Below are 18,868 nucleotides of genomic sequence, written 5' to 3'. Positions count from 1 at the left end.
CCCGATGGTGGGGTTTACTTGCTGGTTGCCAAGTCTGTTGTAGCCTACCGAATGATTAGGTTTCAATAATTCCGTTAAAAGCCGCTCTATATTTGTTCCCGAAACGTAACAAAAAAAATGACAGATACGCGCCAGGGCTTATCACCCTAATATGACTTTAAGTATAATTCAAAAAAATAACAAACCTAAAACCCTAACGATTATGAAAACAAAATTAATTTTAATGTGCTTTCTAGCACTCACTGTTATTGCCAGTGCGCAATGGACTACACCTGCAGTAAACAAACTAACAACCGTTAAAGACAGAGTTGGTATTAATTTCGGAGGTCCGGCAAGTTGGCTCCCGTCGCATCCCTTTCACGTAATAGAAACCAGCGATACAACCTGTGGCTATTTTATACTTACGGCATCTCAGAGCGGTAATGACTACATTACTTTAACCGGTAGGGCTGAAGATCCTAATGGAATGGCAAATTACCTTATTGGAGTAAGAGATGAGGGCTTTAACGGGTCCAACAATTTTGGAGGCGCTTTCACCGCAGGCAATGCCTTTGGAAGTGGCGGTGTAACTATTGGATGCTACGGAAAATTAAATCCTATTACAGGTGCTAACTCAGCGGGCATATGTACCGGAGTTTACGGCGATGACTGGAGCACAGGAGGTTCGGGCGGCGCAGGTCCAAACTGGGGTGGCTTTTTTGTAGGAGACGTGTATAGTACCACAAACTTTTATCCATCTGACAGACAACTTAAAAATGATATTAAACCCTTACAAAATGCTCTCGATAAAATTATGTCGTTAAAACCAAGTACATACGTTTATAAATACCAGGATTTTAAAGGGCTAAGTCTTCCGCGCGTTCAGCAAATGGGCTTAATTGCGCAAGAACTGGAAGAGGTATTTCCTGATCTTGTAAAGGAGACTGCTATGCCTGAAAGGTCGGAAGACGGAACTGTGATAGCAAGTGGTAAAACATTTAAGACTATTAATTATGTAAGCCTCATTCCCGTTTTGATATCGGCAGTTCAGGAGCAACAAAAGCAAATTGCCGAACAAAGGGAAATGATTAACGATCTTACCCAGAAAATGGCGAATACAACGGGATTAAACGAAATAAATGCCGCCGGCGGATTTAACATGTCACAAAATGAACCTAATCCGTTTAATGGCGAAACCGTAGTTAACTATGTTTTACCAAAGCAGGTGAAAACAGCAAGCCTTATCGTATACGATCTCTCAGGCAAACAGATTACTACTTTTCCAATCACAGATAGAGAAACATCTTCACTTACCATTACTTCCGAAAAACTGGCAGCTGGAATTTATATTTATTCTATTATTGCCGACAATAAAATTGTTGATTCTAAAAGAATGGTTGTTGCTAATAAATAATCATGCAGCTATCCGTCCTAAGAAAGTTCTTCAAAGACTGACTGCAAGTATGGGCCTAATGATTACGTTTATTTACGCAGGGTCATTAAGGACGTAAAAATAATGAAGTCAAAAAATAAACCCCGGGATAAAACTTCCGGGGTTTACTTTTTATTGGGTTTTAGCTGTAATTTAAAACTCACTCTTTAAGTGAAATTTGATATCCGGAAATTTCTCCTGAGCCATTTGTAATAACCAGGGACTCTCCGCTAAAAAGACAGGACGATCCTCTTTATCATACGCGATGTGCGCATTACGATCCTGCATAAAAGCATCTAGTTTTTTCTTATCATCGCTGCTGATCCAAAGTGCTTTATACAAATTGATCTGATCGAAACTTGCGCTGGCATTATATTCGGATTTTAAACGGTGTTGAATAACCTCGAATTGCAGAGCTCCCACAGTTCCAATAACTTTTCTCCCGTCCACTTTTTTAGTGAATAATTGTGCAACTCCCTCATCGGTTAATTGCTCAAGACCTTTTTGAAGTTGTTTGGTTTTCATAGGATCCATGTTTGTTACATAACGGAATAATTCCGGCGAAAAACTCGGAATTCCTTTAAACTGAAAACTTGCTCCTTCAGTAAGTGAATCGCCGATTTTAAAATTACCTGCGTCGTACAAACCAATTACGTCGCCCGGAAAAGCCTCATCAATAACAGATTTTTGTTGGGCCATAAAAGCGGTTGGATTACTGAAACGTAAATCCTTTTTCTCACGCACATTATAATAGTATTTATTGCGTTCAAATTTGCCGGAACAAATACGTAGAAAGGCAATACGGTCGCGGTGTTTTGGATCTAAGTTCGCGTGTATCTTAAAAATAAATCCACTGAATTTTGCATCGTCGGGATGCACTATACCGGCATCTGTTTCCCTATCCTTAGGAAATGGCGCAATCTCTACAAAGCAGTCCAACAATTCGTGAATACCGAAATTGTTTACAGCGCTTCCAAAAAACACCGGACTAATTTGGCCATCCAAATATTTTTGCACGTTTAATTCGTCGTAAACACCATCAATTAAATCCACATCTTCACGTAACTGGGCTGCGAAATCAGGTGTAATGCGTTTATCAATAAGAGGATCATTAATGTCTTTGATGGTGAGAACTTCGCCCAGGGTGGTTTTACTTTCTCCTTCAAAGAGATTGAGAGAATGTTCCGTTAAATTATAAACGCCTTTAAAAGACTTACCAATGCCTATTGGCCAGGTAAGAGGCCGCACCTTTATTTTTAATTCTTTTTCTATTTCATCGAGAAGGTCGAAAGGATTTTGTCCTTCACGGTCCATTTTATTAATAAAAACAATTACGGGAGTGTTACGCATGCGGCATACTTCCAGTAATTTGCGCGTTTGGGGTTCAACACCTTTAACACAATCAATTACCATGATAACACTATCTACGGCGCTAAGTGTACGATAGGTATCCTCAGCAAAATCTTCGTGACCAGGTGTATCGAGAATATTTACTTTATAATCTTTGTAATCAAAAGCCATTACCGAAGTTGAAACTGAGATACCACGTTGTTTCTCAATCTCCATAAAATCGGAAGTAGTTGACTTTTTAATCTTATTTGATTTTACTGCGCCGGCAGTTTGAATAGCTCCACCAAAAAGCAATAACTTTTCCGTTAAAGTTGTTTTTCCAGCATCGGGGTGAGCAATGATCGCGAAAGTTCTGCGTCTTTTTATTTCTTCAGTAAATGTCATTTCAAAAATTAATGGGCGCAAAGATAAAAATTTAAACGCTAACTGTGAATTCCCGCCAGTTACAAGCAATAGCGCCATTATACTGCATACAGAACGACTTAAAACACCTAATTATAATGTTCATAACATTGTAAAGTACTTTCTGAGAAGGCCATTTTGTTTTGTAGCATAAAATTTTATATTTGCTAAGATCAATGGTTTAACGCTCTAATAGCCTGACTAACAAGAATAAGCACTTACCATTTACTAAAAACTAATCAAAACTTGACATAGCCTTGTTTTACCTTAGCAGGTAGCACTCAACTAAACAGGCTATAGCACATGACAATTAAAATACTTAAACAACAACATATGAAAATTATTTATAGTCTTATTTTCATTGCCCTCAGTTTTTCCCTGTCTTCCCAGACTAAACCAGGCACTTATAAAGACTATTTTTTAGAAGGATCGTATCAGTTATTAGAAGGGGATGCCGACAAAGCACAAACGAATTTTGAACTGGCGTACCAGTTAGATTCCAGCTCTTCTAATATCAATTATATGGTGGGCGTTTGTTATTTGCAAAATCCTCTTTTTAAAACAAAGGCAGAACCCTATTTAGCTGCAGCTGTTAAAAACATTTCCCCGAATTATAAAACGGATGACGCGTCTGAAAAGGCAGCTCCTCCCCTGGCACTTTTCTATTATGGAGAAGCGTTGCACATCAATTATAAGTTTGATGAAGCTCTTGCCAGCTACGAAAAATTTAAAACGTTCGTTGATCCGAAGGATAAAGAATATTTAAAGATGCTGGAGAAGGGCGTTACTACTACAAAACTTGCGAAAGATGTGGCGGCCCAACCTCTTAATGTTCAGATAGCAAATCTTGGAGACAGCATCAATGGTCCGTTCCCGGAATATAGCGCAGTATTGAGCGCAGATGAAAGAACCATTATTTATACCACAAAACGTCCGACAACCACCGGTGGTTTAAAAACTGAAAATGGAAGTTATTTTGAGGACATTGTAATTGCGTATATGGATGATAAGGGTAACTGGAGCAAGCCTGTGCCCTTGAGTCAAAATGTAAACACAATAGGTCACGAGGCTTCTATTAACTTAACTCCCGACGGACAAACACTTATTGTTTACCGCAATGAAGCCAAGACTAGTAAAAATCCGGAAGGTGATGGGAATATTTATTATACCACTTTTGATGGTAAAGACTGGAGTCCTTTAAAAGAATTCGGATCTAATGTAAATACTATTTACATGGAGTCGCATGCTTGTTTGAGCGCAGACGGAAACGTTCTTTTCTTTTCTTCTGAAAGGCCCGGAGGATATGGTGGTAAGGACATTTACCGCTGTATAAAACTTCCCAATTTAAAATGGAGTAAAGCTTTAAACATGGGCCCAATCATCAATACAGAATATGATGAAGATGGTGGTTTTATTCATCCTGATGGCCAGACTTTTTTCTTTGCATCCAATGGCCCAAAATCTATTGGCGGTTACGATATTATGTTTGCCACTTTAAATAATGAAGATAATAAATTTACAAATGTTACCAATATCGGATATCCGATTAATACAACGGAAGATGATATTTTTTATGTGACTTCCCCTGATGGGAAGCGCGGCTACTTTTCTTCTGCAAAAGCGGGCGGATATGGCGACAATGATATTTACAGGATTTCCATTGCAGAATCGAAAGAAACTTTCCTTGCATTATTTAAAGGGCAGATCATTCCCGCTGAAGGAGAAACATTGCCAGACAATATTCAGATTATTGTAACAGACAAACAGAGCAATGAGATTATTGGAACTTACCGTCCGAAACTTGTAAATGGGACATTTTCTACAATTCTGCCTCCAGGCAGAGAATATAATTTTTCTTATCAAACCGATAATGCGGAGGAGTTTTATAATGAAGATGTTTTTGTAACCAATGATGTTTCTTACCAGGAGATAAAACGTGAAGTAGCTCTGGAGCCTGTAAGGTTAGTGGGGAAAATAAAAGTAAGCTCAAAAGCAATCACTTTAAATACCATTATTCTTAAAGATAGCCGGAGCAAAAAACCCATTCCTGCCGCTAAAATCACTCTCGTTGAACAGGGGGCCGGTACACAATTATTCGATGCAAACGCGGAAGGAAAATATGATGGAATAGCTTTACAACCTGAAAAGACTTACATAGTATTTGCAGAAGCAGAAAGCAAAAAATCGGCAACCGTTGAGATTAGCACTGTGGGGACAAAGTCGGCAAAGGTCATTAGCCAGGTAATTTACCTTGATGGCAAGGCTGAAAAATTTACCTCTAAAGAATTACTTCTCGAACTTGCTGTAAAACATCCTAAAAGCAAAAAACCAGCGCCTAATGCAAACATCACTCTTACAGATGCCGACGGTGTAAAATACGAAACTGTAACAGATGCTAAAGGCATTGCTAAAGGCATTGAGTTAACTCCAAAAACCAAATATTTTGTAGTTGCATATAAAGATGGATTTATTTCCGAAGTAGAAACTTTCTCAACCGGGGCTATCTCTGACGGAAAAACAATTTCTAAAACTCTTTACGTTGCTTTTGAAGATTCAGTGGCCACAAACACAGCAACTTCAGTAGCCACCAGAACTGCTATCTCACACACCTCTGAAACTGTAAAAGTTCTTCCTGCTACGGATTATGAATTTTACTACAAGTATGGTCGCAAAGTGATTAATGAAAACGATCAGACCTGGATAAATTTTATTGACAATATTGTTGACCTAACCACCAAAAAACCAATTGTGGTAATTACATTAAGATCAAGTGCATCGCGTGTGCCTTGTCGTGCAAAAGGCGGTAATGCCGGATTGGCTTCCATACGAGGTAAAAACCTTGAAAACCTTATTCGCAGTTCGCTTGAAGCTAAAGGTATTGACAAAACAAAATACAAGTTTGCAAGAACCTCAACGGTAGGAGGGCCAAAATACCGTGGTGACTGGAAAGTGGGGCGTAAAAAATATGAGAAGCATCAGTATGTTAAGGCCCGTGCCAAGTAATGACTGCCCTGCGAGCCGTATTCTTTGAACGGTAACCCCTTGCGAACTTATCAAGCTTAATTAAACTTATACTGGATATAAAATCTGTGAAATCAGTGCAATCTGTGGCACTATTCTCTGAGTTTTAGTAAATTCGCGCATGGAAAATGCAGAATGGTATGTTGATTGGTTTAATTCTCCTTACTACCATTTACTTTATAACAACCGCAATTATAAGGAAGCCAATTTTTTCATTGACAATCTTTGCGGTCATTTGAAATTAGATTCAGACTCTGCTATCTGGGACCTGGCTTGTGGAAAAGGCAGGCACTCCATTGCACTCAATAACAAAGGCTTCCATGTAATCGGTACAGATCTTTCTGTAAACAGTATTACCGAAGCTTCACAATGCATAAATTCACGTCTCGAGTTTTTTGTTCATGATATGCGTCAGCCGTTTAAAGTGAATTATTTTAATGCGGTTTTTAATCTGTTTACCAGCATAGGTTACTTTAAAGATTTCAACGATAACTACTCTGTATTTAAAAACGTAGAACTTGCTTTGAAAAAAGAAGGTGTTTTCGTTATTGACTTTTTTAATTCGAATAAAATTATGAGTTCCTTTAAAACGGTATATACCGAACAAAGAGGAGATATTACTTTTGAAATAAAAAAGAAAGTCATTCATAACATCATTATCAAACGCATAGAATTTAGTGACAAAGGAAAAAAATATTACTTTGAAGAGTATGTGTCTCTGCTTCACAAGAGCGACTTTGAAGACTTTGCAAAACAGGCAGGATTGACTCTAAAGAATTGTTTTGGCAACTACCAATTGGAGCCCTTTGACGAGAAAAACTCAGAACGTCTTATTTTAATTTTTAAAAAATAATGAATCCATTATTAGCCATTGTATTTTTAGTAGCTCCGATTCTGATCACAGGAATTGTGGCTTTTAATATTTCAATTGATCAAAAACGTTTGCGCTTAATTCTTGCCTTTAGCGCAGCCTATCTTTTTGCGATCGCTATCATGCATATGCTGCCCGAAGCTTTTGAAAATTCAAATCCTAAATTTGTCGGCTTATTTATTGTTTTAGGATTTGTACTTCAATTGTTGATTGATACCTTCAGCACCGGTATAGAGCATGGCCATGTTCACCTTCACAGTCACACTTGCACCAAACATTTACCCTACGGTATTATTATCGGACTTTTACTTCACTCCTTTTTAGAAGGATTGCCTATTTATGATCCTAACTCTCCGGAAAATTCTTACGTCAACTACCAACTTGTTCTTGGACTTGCCATTCATAATTTGCCTATCACTATAGCTTTTGTATCTCTTTTAAAAGAACACCAGGGCACCGGAAAAAACTGGCTGCTATTAGGCTTATTTTCTATTATGACACCTATTGGTTTTATAAGCAGTTACGTTTTACAATCCTTCGGACTTCAAAATTATGAGCTGTATAGTCAGGCTGCATTTGCTTTAGTTATCGGGATCTTCCTTCATATTTCGACAGCCATTTTATTTGAAACAAGCGATCAACACCGTTACAATATTAAAAAAGTGATAGTGATGGCCTGTGGAATTATTTTAGCATATTTCATTAGTTAATGCAAGGTCCTACATATTTTGTAGACGTTATCGTTCCACTAAGTGTGCCAAACAAATACACTTACCGCGTTCCCGTTGAATTAAATGAGCAGCTAAAAACAGGCAAGCGTGTTCTTGTTCAGTTTGGCAAAACAAAAATCTACACAGGCATCATTTATAAAATTCATGAGACTGCTCCTAAAGACTACTCGGCAAAATATGTAGAAGGGATTCTTGACGATGAACCTGTAGTGACGGAGTTACAGCTGACTTTTTGGGACTGGATTGCCTTTTATTATTGTGCCAACCCAGGTGATGTGATGAATGCCGCATTGCCATCAGGATTAAAACTAAGCAGCACTTCTCATATACAATTAAATCCTGAATTTAACTTCGAAGAAACCGAGCACCGTTTTTTCACAGAACGCGAACATAAAGTTATTGATGCTCTGCATGCCACTCCAAATTTAAGTTTCGAGAATCTTTCAGAAATACTCGAAATAAAATCTGTACAACCTATTATAAATAACCTGCTTAAAAAAAATGCGGTTGTTGTTTATGAAGATGTTAAGGATAAATACAAACCAAAGCTTCAGTCTTTTTTAAGACTCAGTGAAGAATACAAAGCTGAATCTAAACTTCATGAAACTTTAAACGGCCTCGAAAAAAAAGCGTTTAAACAAGCCGAAGCATTGATGGGCTTTCTGATGCTACAAAAAAGTGGCGGTAACAGTTTAAATGGCTGGGTCAAAAAATCAGATTTAAGCAAAAAAGCAGAAACCAGTGCGATTGCCGCTTTGGTCAAAAAAAACATATTACTGGAACAGGAATTTGAAGTTGGACGACTTTTATTTGAAAAAGGAAACAACACTGACAAGCGTTTAAGTGCGGCTCAACATAAAGCTTACGAAGAAACACAAGCTGCTTTTGAAAAAAATAAAACCGTATTGTTGCACGGCGTAACAGGAAGCGGTAAGACAGAAATTTATATTCAATTGGTTAAAGACGCTTTAGAAAAAAATCAAACCGTACTTTTTCTAATTCCTGAAATAGCTTTAACTACACAGCTTATCACCCGCTTGCGTGCCGTGTTTGGAGAAATTGTTGGTGTATACCACTCCCGCTTCAGCGAAAACGAGCGTGTAGAAATCTGGAATACGGTTTTATCGGGAAAACAAAATAAAAATCCCGGATCCAATTTACCAGATGGGGTGCAAAAGATCTCTAAAGAATACAAAATAATTTTAGGAGCAAGATCTTCTCTGTTTCTGCCTTATTCAAATTTAGGGCTGATCATTGTAGATGAAGAACACGATAATTCTTTTAAACAATACGACCCCGCTCCCCGTTACCAGGCAAGAGATGCAGCCTTATACCTGGCTACGCTTCACAAAGCGCACGTACTGTTAGGAAGCGCTACGCCTTCTGTGGAAAGTTTTTTTAATGCCCAGCAGGGTAAATATGAATTGGTAAAATTGGATAATCAATTCGTTTCGGGTGGTGGAACCAACATTGAAGTGTGTGATGTAAACCATTACACAACCACTAATCAAATGAAGGCGAGCCTGACACCTCCTTTGTTTGAGGCTATTGAGGCAGCTCTTGCAAAAAAACAACAAATCATTTTATTTCAAAACCGAAGAGGCTTTGCTCCTTATACTGAATGTAAACAATGCGGACACGTACCGCACTGCGTGCAATGTGATGTTTCGCTTATCTATCATAAACACAGTCAGAAACTAACCTGTCATTATTGTGGTTATTCCGTTACGCCTCCAAAAACCTGTTCCGCCTGCGGAAGCAATCAGTTACACTACAAAGGTATGGGCACGGAGAAGATTGAGGAAGATATCGAAATCCTTTTCCCGAGCGCGAAGATTGCACGTATGGATCTGGATAGTACCCGGAGTAAATACGCTTACAAACAATTGATTGACGATTTTGAAGGTGGCAACATTGATATTCTGATTGGAACTCAGATGGTGACTAAAGGCTTAGACTTTAATAACGTTTCTGTGGTTGGTGTTTTAAATGCCGACTCTATTTTAAATTTTCCCGATTTTCGTTCTTTCGAAAAAGCTTTTCAACTTTTAACGCAAGTAAAAGGACGTGCGGGAAGAAACAACGAAAAAGGAAAAGTGTTTATCCAAACTACTCAAGTTGAACATCATGTTATTAAGTACATTACAGAAAACAGAATTCATTCTTTTTTTGAGGAGACCTTAGCGGAAAGAAAACAATTCAATTATCCGCCCTATACCCGATTATTTGAAGTGACCCTGATTTCAAAAGATGTGAATGAAGTCAATCATTTATCTAACGAGCTATTCGCCTTGTTACGTCCGGCTTTTGGAGATCAGCTTTTAGGTCCGGAGTTTCCTTTGATTTCGAAAATTAAAAACCAGTACCACAAACACATTCTTATAAAAACATCGCGGCAACAAGCTGCGATTTCTATTCGCCAAACTATTTATAACGCATTGAATGATCTTCAGAATAACTACAAGAACTGGCGGTATAGGGTTTCTATTGATGTAGATCCGGTTTAGGTATTTTGTTTTGGCACGGGGCAAAGTTTAATAAAATAAGGCCATGAATGTTAATAAACATTGGTTATACCTGTCTTTACTGCATACTTTACAAGCGCCGCAATTGAATTGGTTTGCGTTTTTTTATAAATATTTTTTATATAAAATTTAATTGTATCAGTACTTAAATTCAATTTTCCTGCGGCCTCCTTGTAGGTTTTTCCATTGCAAATTTCTCTCAGGACTTCTACCTCGCGGTCTTTTAAAATTTTTTCTGACGCACTGTATGCGAGCTTTTTCGAGTCCAGCAAGGTCATAAAAATTATCCTCGAAATTTTTTCGCTAATATAAAATCCGTCTTCATATACTCTCCTTAGCGTTTTAAGAATATCTTCGATAGATGCCAGTTTCGATAAATAGCCTGAAGCTCCTGAAATGATAAGCCTGGCTATATAAAATTCATTATAGTGCGAACTTAAAATGATTGTTCTTACTGTAGGAAATCTTTCTTTTATAAGGCCCATTGTTTTATAACCATCGAGCACAGGCATTTCCAGGTCGAGAAGAACTACATCGGGAATATTTTTTTCCATGAGACTTAATAGTTCAAGGCCATGTGAAGCTTCTCCAATAAAATTAAAACGATCGCTTTGTTGGCTGAGTTCCTCTATCATACTCCTCCTGAATTTTTCATGGTCATCAGCGAGCATAATTTTTATTGCAGATGATGGGCTACTGGACATATAAAAAGTGTATCATTTTATAATACATAAATATAAAATTTTGTTGCATCATTTCAAATGAATTATATAAAATTACCCTATCAGGTAGTTGACATTTGTTCCTTATAAATTAATTTTGTGCCTGTAGAGCTTATTGCGCAAAATTTGTCTACATATAAATTTAAAGAAATATGTATAATTAAAACAAACACTTATGAAAAAAACAGCTTTGTTATTATTTTGTATTATCGGGCTAGCGTACGCATCTTGTGCCCACGTTCCACGGATCGTTAATGTCTCCCGAAGTAACGGGCTATTCGGTTTTTATTCCGATATCAGACAGGATTTTCTTGGTTACTATCCTAATGGCGCCGAGGCATGGAATTTGACTTGCGAAAATCCGGGATTTGTTTCCTGTAGGCTGCGTGCTACGGCAGGAAAAACAGCCCGTGAATTAGAAATTGAAAACATTGAGGACACAAAACTAAGTGACTTAATGATTGATGTTGAGGCTAACAACATCCCGAATGGTCAGCCTTACGGTTCGACTATCAGACACTATCAGGCCACTTTATCGGACAATAGCACTATCGCCATTTATATTACTCTTACCTGTACTACGGGTAAATCCAATCCTGGGTCTACCAATTTTAACGTCACTATTACTGCGAACTAACGTCGACTCCGGCCTCAAAATAGAGAGGCCGGTTTTTTCATTATGCTTAGACAATTATTTACACTTTCAATTCTAGTTTATGGCTTTTCCGTACGCGGCCAAAATCTGATTTGTGAAAAAATCGCTGCCTACGCAGGTATTGGTTTTTCTGAATACTTTTCATCTTCAACCGATCCTTTTGTTAGTGGAGATACGGTATTTATGTTTAACCAGTTGCAAGTGAAAATGTTTACACAAAAAAAAACTGGGCCTGTAGAATACGACCTTTTTAAACTCTTAAATAAAACCCAAAGAGGGTATTTAAATAGCGCGTATAAATGCGGCTATTATTTCTCAGGTAGTAAACTTGTTGTTCGCAACCGATTCAATGTTTTCCTGTTCTCTTATACGGACGGGAAATTTATTTTTGAAAGACATCTTGTTTTAAAGGAGAAGTACGGCAAAAATATTTTCATGAGAGAAAAGACTTTATATTTTTACAGCATATATGACCACTTAAAAATTGACGAAGAGCTGGCGTCGGGGTATTCTACTTTCAATATAGAAACAAATGAAGAAACGTGTTTTACCCTTCCGTTTGATGGTATTGCCGTAACTCATCTTGCTCCGAATAAATTTATAGATTTCATAAATGAGGGTTATGTTATTTGCGATCCTTTCCGTTACCGACTACGGATTTACTCTTACTCCAATGAGCAAAAAGATAGCATTAATTTAAAGGAAGGATCGTTCAGAGGGATTGATCCAGCGGTTTTTTCCAAACGTTTTAATCCAGAGAATATGGGTATACATGTAGTTGAGTATCTCGACAGTATGCGCTCTTATCTCGATACACTCGATCGCATATGGATGGTTGATTACATCGACGAAAACACTTTATTTGTAAGATTAACAAGGAATTCCATCCGCGCTCCAGGAAAAAAGGGACAGATCTTCTTTGATCACCTCTGGACAAAAAAAGAAGATGGCTGGCATCTTTCGCAGATAAAAGATCTATCTGATTTTAAACTTGATGAACCAATAAACCAAGAAGAACTCTGGCCTTATTTTTTCCCAGGAAGCAAATACAGCTGTGAAAACGGGAAGCTCATTTACACTTTCTGGAGTGGCTCGTCAATCGTGTTTCCACAAACATTGCAGAAATTTGCTGATATGAGCCAGCATAACAGCAAGGCTCTAAGCTTAAGAGTTCTTTACTTTAAAATCAGGTAATGACAGCGATCAAACTTATATTAGTTACAATGATACTGTCGCTGGTTACAACAAACAGAAACAAACAATATGTTATTATAACGGGCGATATTTCCTGCAAAGCTTGTGTAATTCAGCTGCATAATCATTTGTCAAGAAAAATAAAAAAAGATAAATTATGCATCGCTTTGCGCGATAGGGGAAATATTATCCTTAATGAATCCGCATCGGCATATTTTAAACACGACTTGCCACTGGCACGGTATATCCTCTTAAATAATGAAACCCTGTTTCCTTTAAAAGAAAAATATCCCTACTTACTTTCTATTTTGGGTAAAGACACATTAAAAATTTCATATGATAGTTTATTTACAGAGAATGGTCTGTATTTAAACTATCTGCCCTAGAAATCAAACAGTAGCTCCAATAATTACACTCGTGCCTCTTCCGCTGTTTACGAGCATAAATGCTGTTTTTAACACTATTTTCTTACCAACAAGGCTACCCCGAAAGCAACGCCGGGTGCGGGTGCCCCTTATCTCATCTATTCCGGCTTTAATAACACAAAAATTCAGTATCTTTGCCCCCTTCATGAAAACCAAAACGCTTAAAAAGAACAAAGTAAATGTAGTAACACTGGGCTGCAGTAAAAATCTTGTAGACAGTGAAGTACTAATGGGTCAACTCAAAGCCAACAAGTTTGACGTAGAACACGAAGGCACAAGTGACGATCACCAAATCGTGATCATTAACACCTGTGGCTTTGTTGACAATGCAAAACAAGAAAGTATTGATACTATTTTACGTTATGTAGAAGCAAAAAAGCAAGGGGCGGTTGAAAAAGTGTATGTGACCGGTTGTTTGAGCGAACGCTATAAAAAAGATCTGGAAATTGAAATCCCTGAAGTAGACGCTTACTTTGGAACGAGGGAATTACCGAAGATTTTAAAAACACTTAAGGCTGACTACAAACATGAACTGGTTGGAGAACGTTTGTTAACTACACCTCAGCACTATGCTTATTTTAAAATAAGTGAAGGTTGCGACAGACCCTGTAGTTTTTGTGCTATTCCCTTGATGCGTGGAAAACACATTAGCGTTCCTGTTGAAGAACTGGTATTAAGAGCAAAAAATCTCGCCAGCAAAGGCACCAAAGAACTTTTATTTATCGCACAGGATCTTACTTATTACGGATTAGATATTTACAAAAAACGCGAGCTCGCTCAATTGATTGATAAAGTGAGTGAAGTAGAAGGTATTGATTGGATCCGTTTGCACTATGCTTTTCCGAGTGGTTTTCCAATGGAGGTTTTAGATGTAATGAATGCAAAAAGCAACGTAAACAAGTACCTCGATATGCCTTTGCAACACATCAGTGACAACATGCTTACAAGCATGCGTCGTGGTATTACCAAGCAAAAAACAATCGACGTTGTAAATAAAATCCGCGATAAAGTTCCGGGCATTGCAATCAGAACTACTCTTATTGCGGGCTATCCGGGGGAAACAGAAAAAGATCACGAAGAAATGCTGCGCTGGGTAGAAGAAACAAAATTTGAACGCCTTGGAATTTTCACTTACTCGCACGAAGAAAATACACATGCGCATCTATTAAAAGACGATGTTTCTGAAAAAGTGAAACGCAAACGCGCAGATGCTGTAATGGCTGTTCAGCAAGAAATCTCTTATAAACTTAACCAGGAAAAAATAAACCAGACTTATAAAATTTTAGTAGATCGTAAAGAAGGTGACTTTTTTATAGGTCGTACAGAGTTTGATAGTCCTGATGTTGACAACGAAGTACTGGTAAAAGCTGACAACGATACTTACTTACGCGTTGGCGATTTCGCAACCGTAAAAATTTACGAAGCAAGCGATTTCGATTTGTACGGGAAGCTGGTTTAACGCGTTTCTTTTATAATTCGTAAGAAGCGTTCTGAGTTCTCATTAGATACTTTTAGAATATAAATTCCATAGGGAAAATTCTCCAAATTAATTTGAGTTTCTCTTCCAGTAATAGTTCCTTTAAGAACTTCCTGCCCCGGAAGATTAACTATTTGGTATGTTTTGGCATAATCTTTAGAAAAATCTCATCTCGTTTGGGGTTGAAGATATCAAAATAAGTATGCTGGTTTTTGACACTAGATTTTTTAACGCATTATTTGCCCAATTGCCTTCAATTGCATTGATACTCTCTGTTAAAATCGTTATTTTTGACATTCATTGATGTCGAGAAGAAAAATATTAAGGGCGCAATCTATGGCCATGTGGAGTAAATAAGATGTTTCTTATTTACAAAATTCTGATCCTGTTTTCAGCAGATCAGATAAAATTTATTCATTCTAAAAAATTAAAAAATGGCAACTAGAGAAATAAAAAACGTAGAATACGGTTTAGAAAAAATATTTGAAGGCGCTCAGGATTTTCTTCCGCTTTTAGGAACAGATTACGTAGAGTTTTATGTGGGAAATGCTAAACAAGCAGCTCACTATTACAAAACTGCTTTTGGATATCAATCACACGCTTATGCTGGATTGGAAACGGGTTTAAAAGACCGAGCTTCTTACGTGTTAAAACAAGATAAAATTCGTTTGGTATTTACTACCGCGTTAAACAGTGAATCTCCTATCGGAGAACATGTAAAAAAACACGGTGATGGCGTTAAAGTAACAGCGTTATGGGTTGAAGATGCACGCAAATCGTTTGAAGAAACCGTAAAGCGTGGTGCAAGACCATTTATGGAGCCTACTGTAGAAACAGATGAACATGGCGAAGTTGTACGTTCTGGCATTTATACTTACGGCGAAACCGTACACATGTTCGTGGAACGTAAAAATTATAAGGGAGCATTTTTACCAGGATACAAAGAGTGGAAAAGTGATTACAACCCAACGCCGGTAGGATTAAAATTTATTGATCACATGGTTGGCAATGTGGGCTGGAATCAAATGAATGCTACAGTTGAATGGTATGAAAAAGTAATGGGGTTTGTAAACTTCCTTAGCTTCGACGACAAACAAATTACAACCGAATACTCTGCCCTTATGAGCAAAGTAATGAGCAATGGTAACGGACGTATTAAATTTCCAATCAACGAACCTGCCGAAGGAAAGAAAAAATCACAAATCGAAGAATACATCGATTTTTATGAAGGTCCGGGAGTGCAGCATTTAGCGCTTGCTACCGACGACATTATTAAAACTGTGCATGAATTAAAAGCGCGTGGTGTTGAATTTTTACCACCGCCACCGCAAGCATACTACGATGATATTCCAAGACGTTTAGGTGTACATATGGATATTATGAAGGAAGATATTAAAGAACTTCAAAAATTGTCTATCCTGGTAGATGCTGATGAAGAAGGCTATTTGCTTCAGATTTTCACTAAACCAGTGGAGGATCGTCCTACTTTATTTTACGAGATCATTCAACGCATGGGTGCTAAAGGGTTTGGAGCAGGAAACTTTAAAGCTTTATTCGAATCCATCGAAAGAGAACAGGCTCTCAGAGGGACTTTGTAACTTACATTTTCAATACATTAAAAGGCAAACTTCAGGTTTGCCTTTTTTTATGCTCTATTTCCTGACTCTCTCCGGATATTCCTCCTGGAAATGTCTATCTTTACAGCTCACCCAAACGTCCATGTACCTAAAATTTCTTTTATTATCAGTTCTAAGTTGTCTGTTTTCAAACACCTGTTTTTCGCAAGTGCTTTCAAACGGCGATTTTTCATCCGGCACAAGTGGCTGGGCATGCGGTGTAGAGGTAAATACAGAATCGACCTATGGTGGCTCCTCTTCTAATGCTGTGGTGGAAGTGGATGCTGGGGCGGGACTATGTCAGACTATAACGGGCCTCACTATAGGAAACGCCTATCTTGTTTCTTTTAGTTCTTCCCGCAGAACAGGAGGCTGTCCCAGTCCTTCGGTTACAAATATTGACGTAAATGTTAGTGGTGGCGCTCTTTCAACAACTATTACGCGCACTAATACCACTTTTGGATTTACCAGTGACTATTTTTTGTTCACAGCTAACTCTGCTACACACACCCTTACTTTTTCGGCCGGCTCTGGTTTTGGAGGAAGTACATGCGGTATGATCATGGACAATTTTGTTGTTACTTTCAGTCCTTTACCTATTGAACTGTTGCATTTTGATGCTTATTATTCAGAAGGACAAGTTGATTTTACCTGGTCTACCGCCTCCGAAAAAAACAACTCTCATTTTATAATTGAAAAAAGCCCCAACGGTAGCGACTTTTCTGATGTGCAGCAAATTCCTACAAAAGCCAGTAATGGCAACAGCGCTACCAAGCTTCATTACACAAGTACAGATCTTAATCCGCTTACCGGTGTTAGTTATTACCGTTTAAAGCAGGTAGATTTTGACGGGGCTTTTTCCAACGGTAAAATTATAAGCATTGGCGCACCTTTGACAAAAGAGAAGGCTCTTTACCCCAATCCAAATGCAGGCGCGTTTAGCATCGCAGCTAAAATCAGCGGAAAAATCAGTATATCCATCTACACTACCCTACAGGAGCTAGTGCATTCTGAAACGCAATTCATCTCCTCAGAGGCAGAAAATGTTAAAATAGATCTTCAGGACAAATTAGCACCTGGATATTACCATTGCCTAGTGTCCACACACTCTACAGCCCATAACTTCCCCTTAATCATCCGCTAAAACCTGCGTGTTTTACACCTGTAATCAGTATAAACCCCTTACATATGTAAGAAAGGACTGGGTTATGTAAAATAAATCCATTGACTTCATTTTACTTTTACCTCGTAGTTTAAGTAACATGAAAACAAAATTATTCTTCCTCGTAATTCTATCAGCTTTTCTGACAACCATTACAAAGGCACAAATGATTAACAATGGAACTTTTTTCTGGGGCACTCTTTATTGGAACTGCAGCGCCGAAACTGGGACTGAAGTATTTTATGGAGGATCTAACCTTTTTAACACGGTTTCAGAAGTTGATGCTTCAGCAGGACTTTGCCAGTCAATGTCTTCTTTAACCATAGGTGACGCTTATTACGTAACCTTCGATGCGAGCCGCCGCACCACGGCAGTAGCCGGAAGTCCGAGTGTTACAAATGTTGATGTTGTTGTAAGTGGTGGCACATTTTCAAGTACTGTGACCCGCACAAATACATCCTTTGGTTGGGTTTCAAGCGGATTTGTATTCGTAGCCACAAGCACTCTTCACACTATAAGTTTTTCACCTGGCAGTGGTTTAACTATTAATTCAGGAATGATCATCGATAACATCTCTATAACGGCAAGTCCACTTTCAATAAAACTTTTGACCTTCGAGGGGCAACTTCAAGACAATCAGGTTGTATTTAATTGGGCTACTGCAAGTGAAAAGAATAATAGTTTTTTTGAGATTGAAAGAAGTACAGATGGTTCATTGTTTACAAGCCTTGGAAAAATAGATTCAAAAGCTATTGGCGGAAATAGTTCCACTAAACTTACTTATCAAACCGATGATCTTTTTCCACAGGAAGGAGATAACTACTACCGTTTAAAACAAGTTGATTATGACAATACCGTTTCTTACAGTAAAGTGATTGTTGTTTCCATGAATAAAAAACAAGAAGATGTTTCTAAATTATTTCCGAATCCTAATAATGGTGAGTTTACCATCGATTTGGGAAGTCCCAGAAGGGTTGACATTTCTATCATAGACCGTTTTGGAAAAGTTGTACATTCAGAACAGCAAAATTCGGATAAAGAATCAAGTCTCGTTAAAATCAATACTAACCGCCTGTTAACTACTGGTTTATACCAGTGCGTGGTGACTTCTGAAAACTACACGAAAAATTTTCATCTTAGAATTGAATAGATCTTACTGCTCACCAATTAAAAACAAGATTAAACGGCGTGGCATCATTTTTGAAAGAGCCCACTTCAATTTAAACATGTCCATTTATTTCCCCACTCTATTCTTTTAAATTTCAAGGTCCTTTACTGTCGGGCCATTCGGAGTTAATTAATTCTA

16 protein-coding genes are annotated in these 18,868 nt (G+C 37.9%); 12 read left to right on the top strand and 4 right to left on the bottom strand.

Annotated features, from left to right (window positions below; translation table 11 throughout):
• The first annotated feature begins 151 nt into the window (after positions 1 to 151).
• Positions 152 to 1,393: a hypothetical protein gene (locus CNR22_12690; protein ID PBQ32592.1), complete on the top strand. Its 1,242-nt coding sequence runs from the start codon at positions 152 to 154 to the stop codon at positions 1,391 to 1,393.
• A 171-nt stretch (positions 1,394 to 1,564) separates the two neighbouring features.
• Here CNR22_12690 and CNR22_12685 read toward each other — a convergent pair whose 3' ends face one another.
• Positions 1,565 to 3,145: a peptide chain release factor 3 gene (locus CNR22_12685; protein PBQ34894.1), complete on the bottom strand. Its 1,581-nt coding sequence runs from the start codon at positions 3,143 to 3,145 to the stop codon at positions 1,565 to 1,567.
• 321 nt (positions 3,146 to 3,466) lie between these two features.
• On the opposite strand from CNR22_12685, the gene CNR22_12680 reads away from it, so the two are divergent.
• The 4 genes from CNR22_12680 (at position 3,467) to priA (ending at position 10,293) form a co-directional block, all read left to right on the top strand.
• The gene (locus tag CNR22_12680) at positions 3,467 to 6,166 is read left to right on the top strand and encodes a hypothetical protein (protein ID PBQ32591.1); all 2,700 of its coding nucleotides are present in this window, start codon (positions 3,467 to 3,469) and stop codon (positions 6,164 to 6,166) included.
• 139 nt (positions 6,167 to 6,305) lie between these two features.
• Entirely contained in the window at positions 6,306 to 7,037 is a 732-nt protein-coding gene (locus CNR22_12675) for an SAM-dependent methyltransferase (GenBank protein ID PBQ32590.1), read from the top strand.
• Positions 7,037 to 7,765 (top strand): zinc/iron permease, encoded by a 729-nt coding sequence (locus CNR22_12670; GenBank protein PBQ32589.1) that lies wholly within the window; start codon positions 7,037 to 7,039, stop codon positions 7,763 to 7,765. Before CNR22_12675 ends, CNR22_12670 begins: the two co-directional genes overlap by 1 nt.
• Positions 7,765 to 10,293 (top strand): primosomal protein N', encoded by a 2,529-nt coding sequence (gene priA, locus CNR22_12665; protein ID PBQ32588.1) that lies wholly within the window; start codon positions 7,765 to 7,767, stop codon positions 10,291 to 10,293. Before CNR22_12670 ends, priA begins: the two co-directional genes overlap by 1 nt.
• 50 nt (positions 10,294 to 10,343) lie before the next feature.
• On the opposite strand, the gene CNR22_12660 is transcribed toward priA, so the two are convergent.
• A complete protein-coding gene (locus CNR22_12660) occupies positions 10,344 to 11,015 on the bottom strand; it encodes a hypothetical protein (GenBank protein ID PBQ32587.1) in 672 nt (223 codons plus the stop codon).
• A gap of 193 nt (positions 11,016 to 11,208) precedes the next feature.
• Here CNR22_12660 and CNR22_12655 point away from each other — a divergent pair, with 193 nt between their 5' ends.
• From CNR22_12655 to CNR22_12645, 3 genes are read left to right on the top strand one after another with little or no spacing between them, the layout of a single operon-like run.
• Positions 11,209 to 11,670: a hypothetical protein gene (locus CNR22_12655; GenBank protein ID PBQ32586.1), complete on the top strand. Its 462-nt coding sequence runs from the start codon at positions 11,209 to 11,211 to the stop codon at positions 11,668 to 11,670.
• Positions 11,671 to 11,712: 42 nt separating this feature from the next.
• Positions 11,713 to 12,882, top strand: a complete 1,170-nt coding sequence (locus tag CNR22_12650; GenBank protein PBQ32585.1) for a hypothetical protein — start codon at positions 11,713 to 11,715, stop codon at positions 12,880 to 12,882.
• A complete protein-coding gene (locus CNR22_12645; GenBank protein PBQ32584.1) occupies positions 12,882 to 13,268 on the top strand; it encodes a hypothetical protein in 387 nt (128 codons plus the stop codon). Before CNR22_12650 ends, CNR22_12645 begins: the two co-directional genes overlap by 1 nt.
• A 3-nt stretch (positions 13,269 to 13,271) precedes the next feature.
• On the opposite strand, the gene CNR22_12640 is transcribed toward CNR22_12645, so the two are convergent.
• Positions 13,272 to 13,454, bottom strand: a complete 183-nt coding sequence (locus CNR22_12640; GenBank protein PBQ32583.1) for a hypothetical protein — start codon at positions 13,452 to 13,454, stop codon at positions 13,272 to 13,274.
• Between CNR22_12640 and rimO the strand changes: the two genes are divergently transcribed.
• Positions 13,453 to 14,766, top strand: coding sequence for a 30S ribosomal protein S12 methylthiotransferase RimO (gene rimO, locus CNR22_12635; GenBank protein ID PBQ32582.1), 1,314 nt, complete (start codon positions 13,453 to 13,455; stop codon positions 14,764 to 14,766). The two genes, CNR22_12640 and rimO, sit on opposite strands and share 2 nt — an antisense overlap.
• Here the strand turns inward: rimO and CNR22_12630 are convergent.
• Positions 14,763 to 14,918, bottom strand: a complete 156-nt coding sequence (locus CNR22_12630) for a hypothetical protein (GenBank protein PBQ32581.1) — start codon at positions 14,916 to 14,918, stop codon at positions 14,763 to 14,765. The genes rimO and CNR22_12630 overlap by 4 nt on opposite strands.
• Positions 14,919 to 15,218: 300 nt before the next feature.
• On the opposite strand from CNR22_12630, the gene hppD reads away from it, so the two are divergent.
• From hppD to CNR22_12615, 3 genes are all read left to right on the top strand, one after another.
• Entirely contained in the window at positions 15,219 to 16,382 is a 1,164-nt protein-coding gene (gene hppD, locus CNR22_12625) for a 4-hydroxyphenylpyruvate dioxygenase (protein PBQ32580.1), read from the top strand.
• Between the two features lie 121 nt (positions 16,383 to 16,503).
• Positions 16,504 to 17,544 (top strand): hypothetical protein, encoded by a 1,041-nt coding sequence (locus tag CNR22_12620; protein PBQ32579.1) that lies wholly within the window; start codon positions 16,504 to 16,506, stop codon positions 17,542 to 17,544.
• Positions 17,545 to 17,662: 118 nt separating this feature from the next.
• Positions 17,663 to 18,712, top strand: coding sequence for a hypothetical protein (locus CNR22_12615; protein PBQ32578.1), 1,050 nt, complete (start codon positions 17,663 to 17,665; stop codon positions 18,710 to 18,712).
• Positions 18,713 to 18,868 lie beyond the last annotated feature (156 nt).

The organism is Sphingobacteriaceae bacterium, assembly GCA_002319075.1.
GTDB lineage: Bacteria > Bacteroidota > Bacteroidia > B-17B0 > Aurantibacillaceae > Aurantibacillus.
Note: the sequence above shows the minus strand (reverse complement) of the source record. Positions and strands in the feature narration are given on the sequence as shown.

What these genes read in the sequence shown, in the direction of transcription:
- CNR22_12690 (PBQ32592.1), top strand. Translation starts at nt 152, where the DNA reads ATGACTTTAAGTATAATTCAAAAAAATAACAAACCTAAAACCCTAACG.
- CNR22_12685 (PBQ34894.1), bottom strand. Translation starts at nt 3,145, where the DNA reads ATGACATTTACTGAAGAAATAAAAAGACGCAGAACTTTCGCGATCATT.
- CNR22_12680 (PBQ32591.1), top strand. Translation starts at nt 3,467, where the DNA reads ATGACAATTAAAATACTTAAACAACAACATATGAAAATTATTTATAGT.
- CNR22_12675 (PBQ32590.1), top strand. Translation starts at nt 6,306, where the DNA reads ATGGAAAATGCAGAATGGTATGTTGATTGGTTTAATTCTCCTTACTAC.
- CNR22_12670 (PBQ32589.1), top strand. Translation starts at nt 7,037, where the DNA reads ATGAATCCATTATTAGCCATTGTATTTTTAGTAGCTCCGATTCTGATC.
- priA (PBQ32588.1), top strand. Translation starts at nt 7,765, where the DNA reads ATGCAAGGTCCTACATATTTTGTAGACGTTATCGTTCCACTAAGTGTG.
- CNR22_12660 (PBQ32587.1), bottom strand. Translation starts at nt 11,015, where the DNA reads ATGTCCAGTAGCCCATCATCTGCAATAAAAATTATGCTCGCTGATGAC.
- CNR22_12655 (PBQ32586.1), top strand. Translation starts at nt 11,209, where the DNA reads ATGAAAAAAACAGCTTTGTTATTATTTTGTATTATCGGGCTAGCGTAC.
- CNR22_12650 (PBQ32585.1), top strand. Translation starts at nt 11,713, where the DNA reads ATGCTTAGACAATTATTTACACTTTCAATTCTAGTTTATGGCTTTTCC.
- CNR22_12645 (PBQ32584.1), top strand. Translation starts at nt 12,882, where the DNA reads ATGACAGCGATCAAACTTATATTAGTTACAATGATACTGTCGCTGGTT.
- rimO (PBQ32582.1), top strand. Translation starts at nt 13,453, where the DNA reads ATGAAAACCAAAACGCTTAAAAAGAACAAAGTAAATGTAGTAACACTG.
- CNR22_12640 (PBQ32583.1), bottom strand. Translation starts at nt 13,454, where the DNA reads ATGAAGGGGGCAAAGATACTGAATTTTTGTGTTATTAAAGCCGGAATA.
- hppD (PBQ32580.1), top strand. Translation starts at nt 15,219, where the DNA reads ATGGCAACTAGAGAAATAAAAAACGTAGAATACGGTTTAGAAAAAATA.
- CNR22_12620 (PBQ32579.1), top strand. Translation starts at nt 16,504, where the DNA reads ATGTACCTAAAATTTCTTTTATTATCAGTTCTAAGTTGTCTGTTTTCA.
- CNR22_12615 (PBQ32578.1), top strand. Translation starts at nt 17,663, where the DNA reads ATGAAAACAAAATTATTCTTCCTCGTAATTCTATCAGCTTTTCTGACA.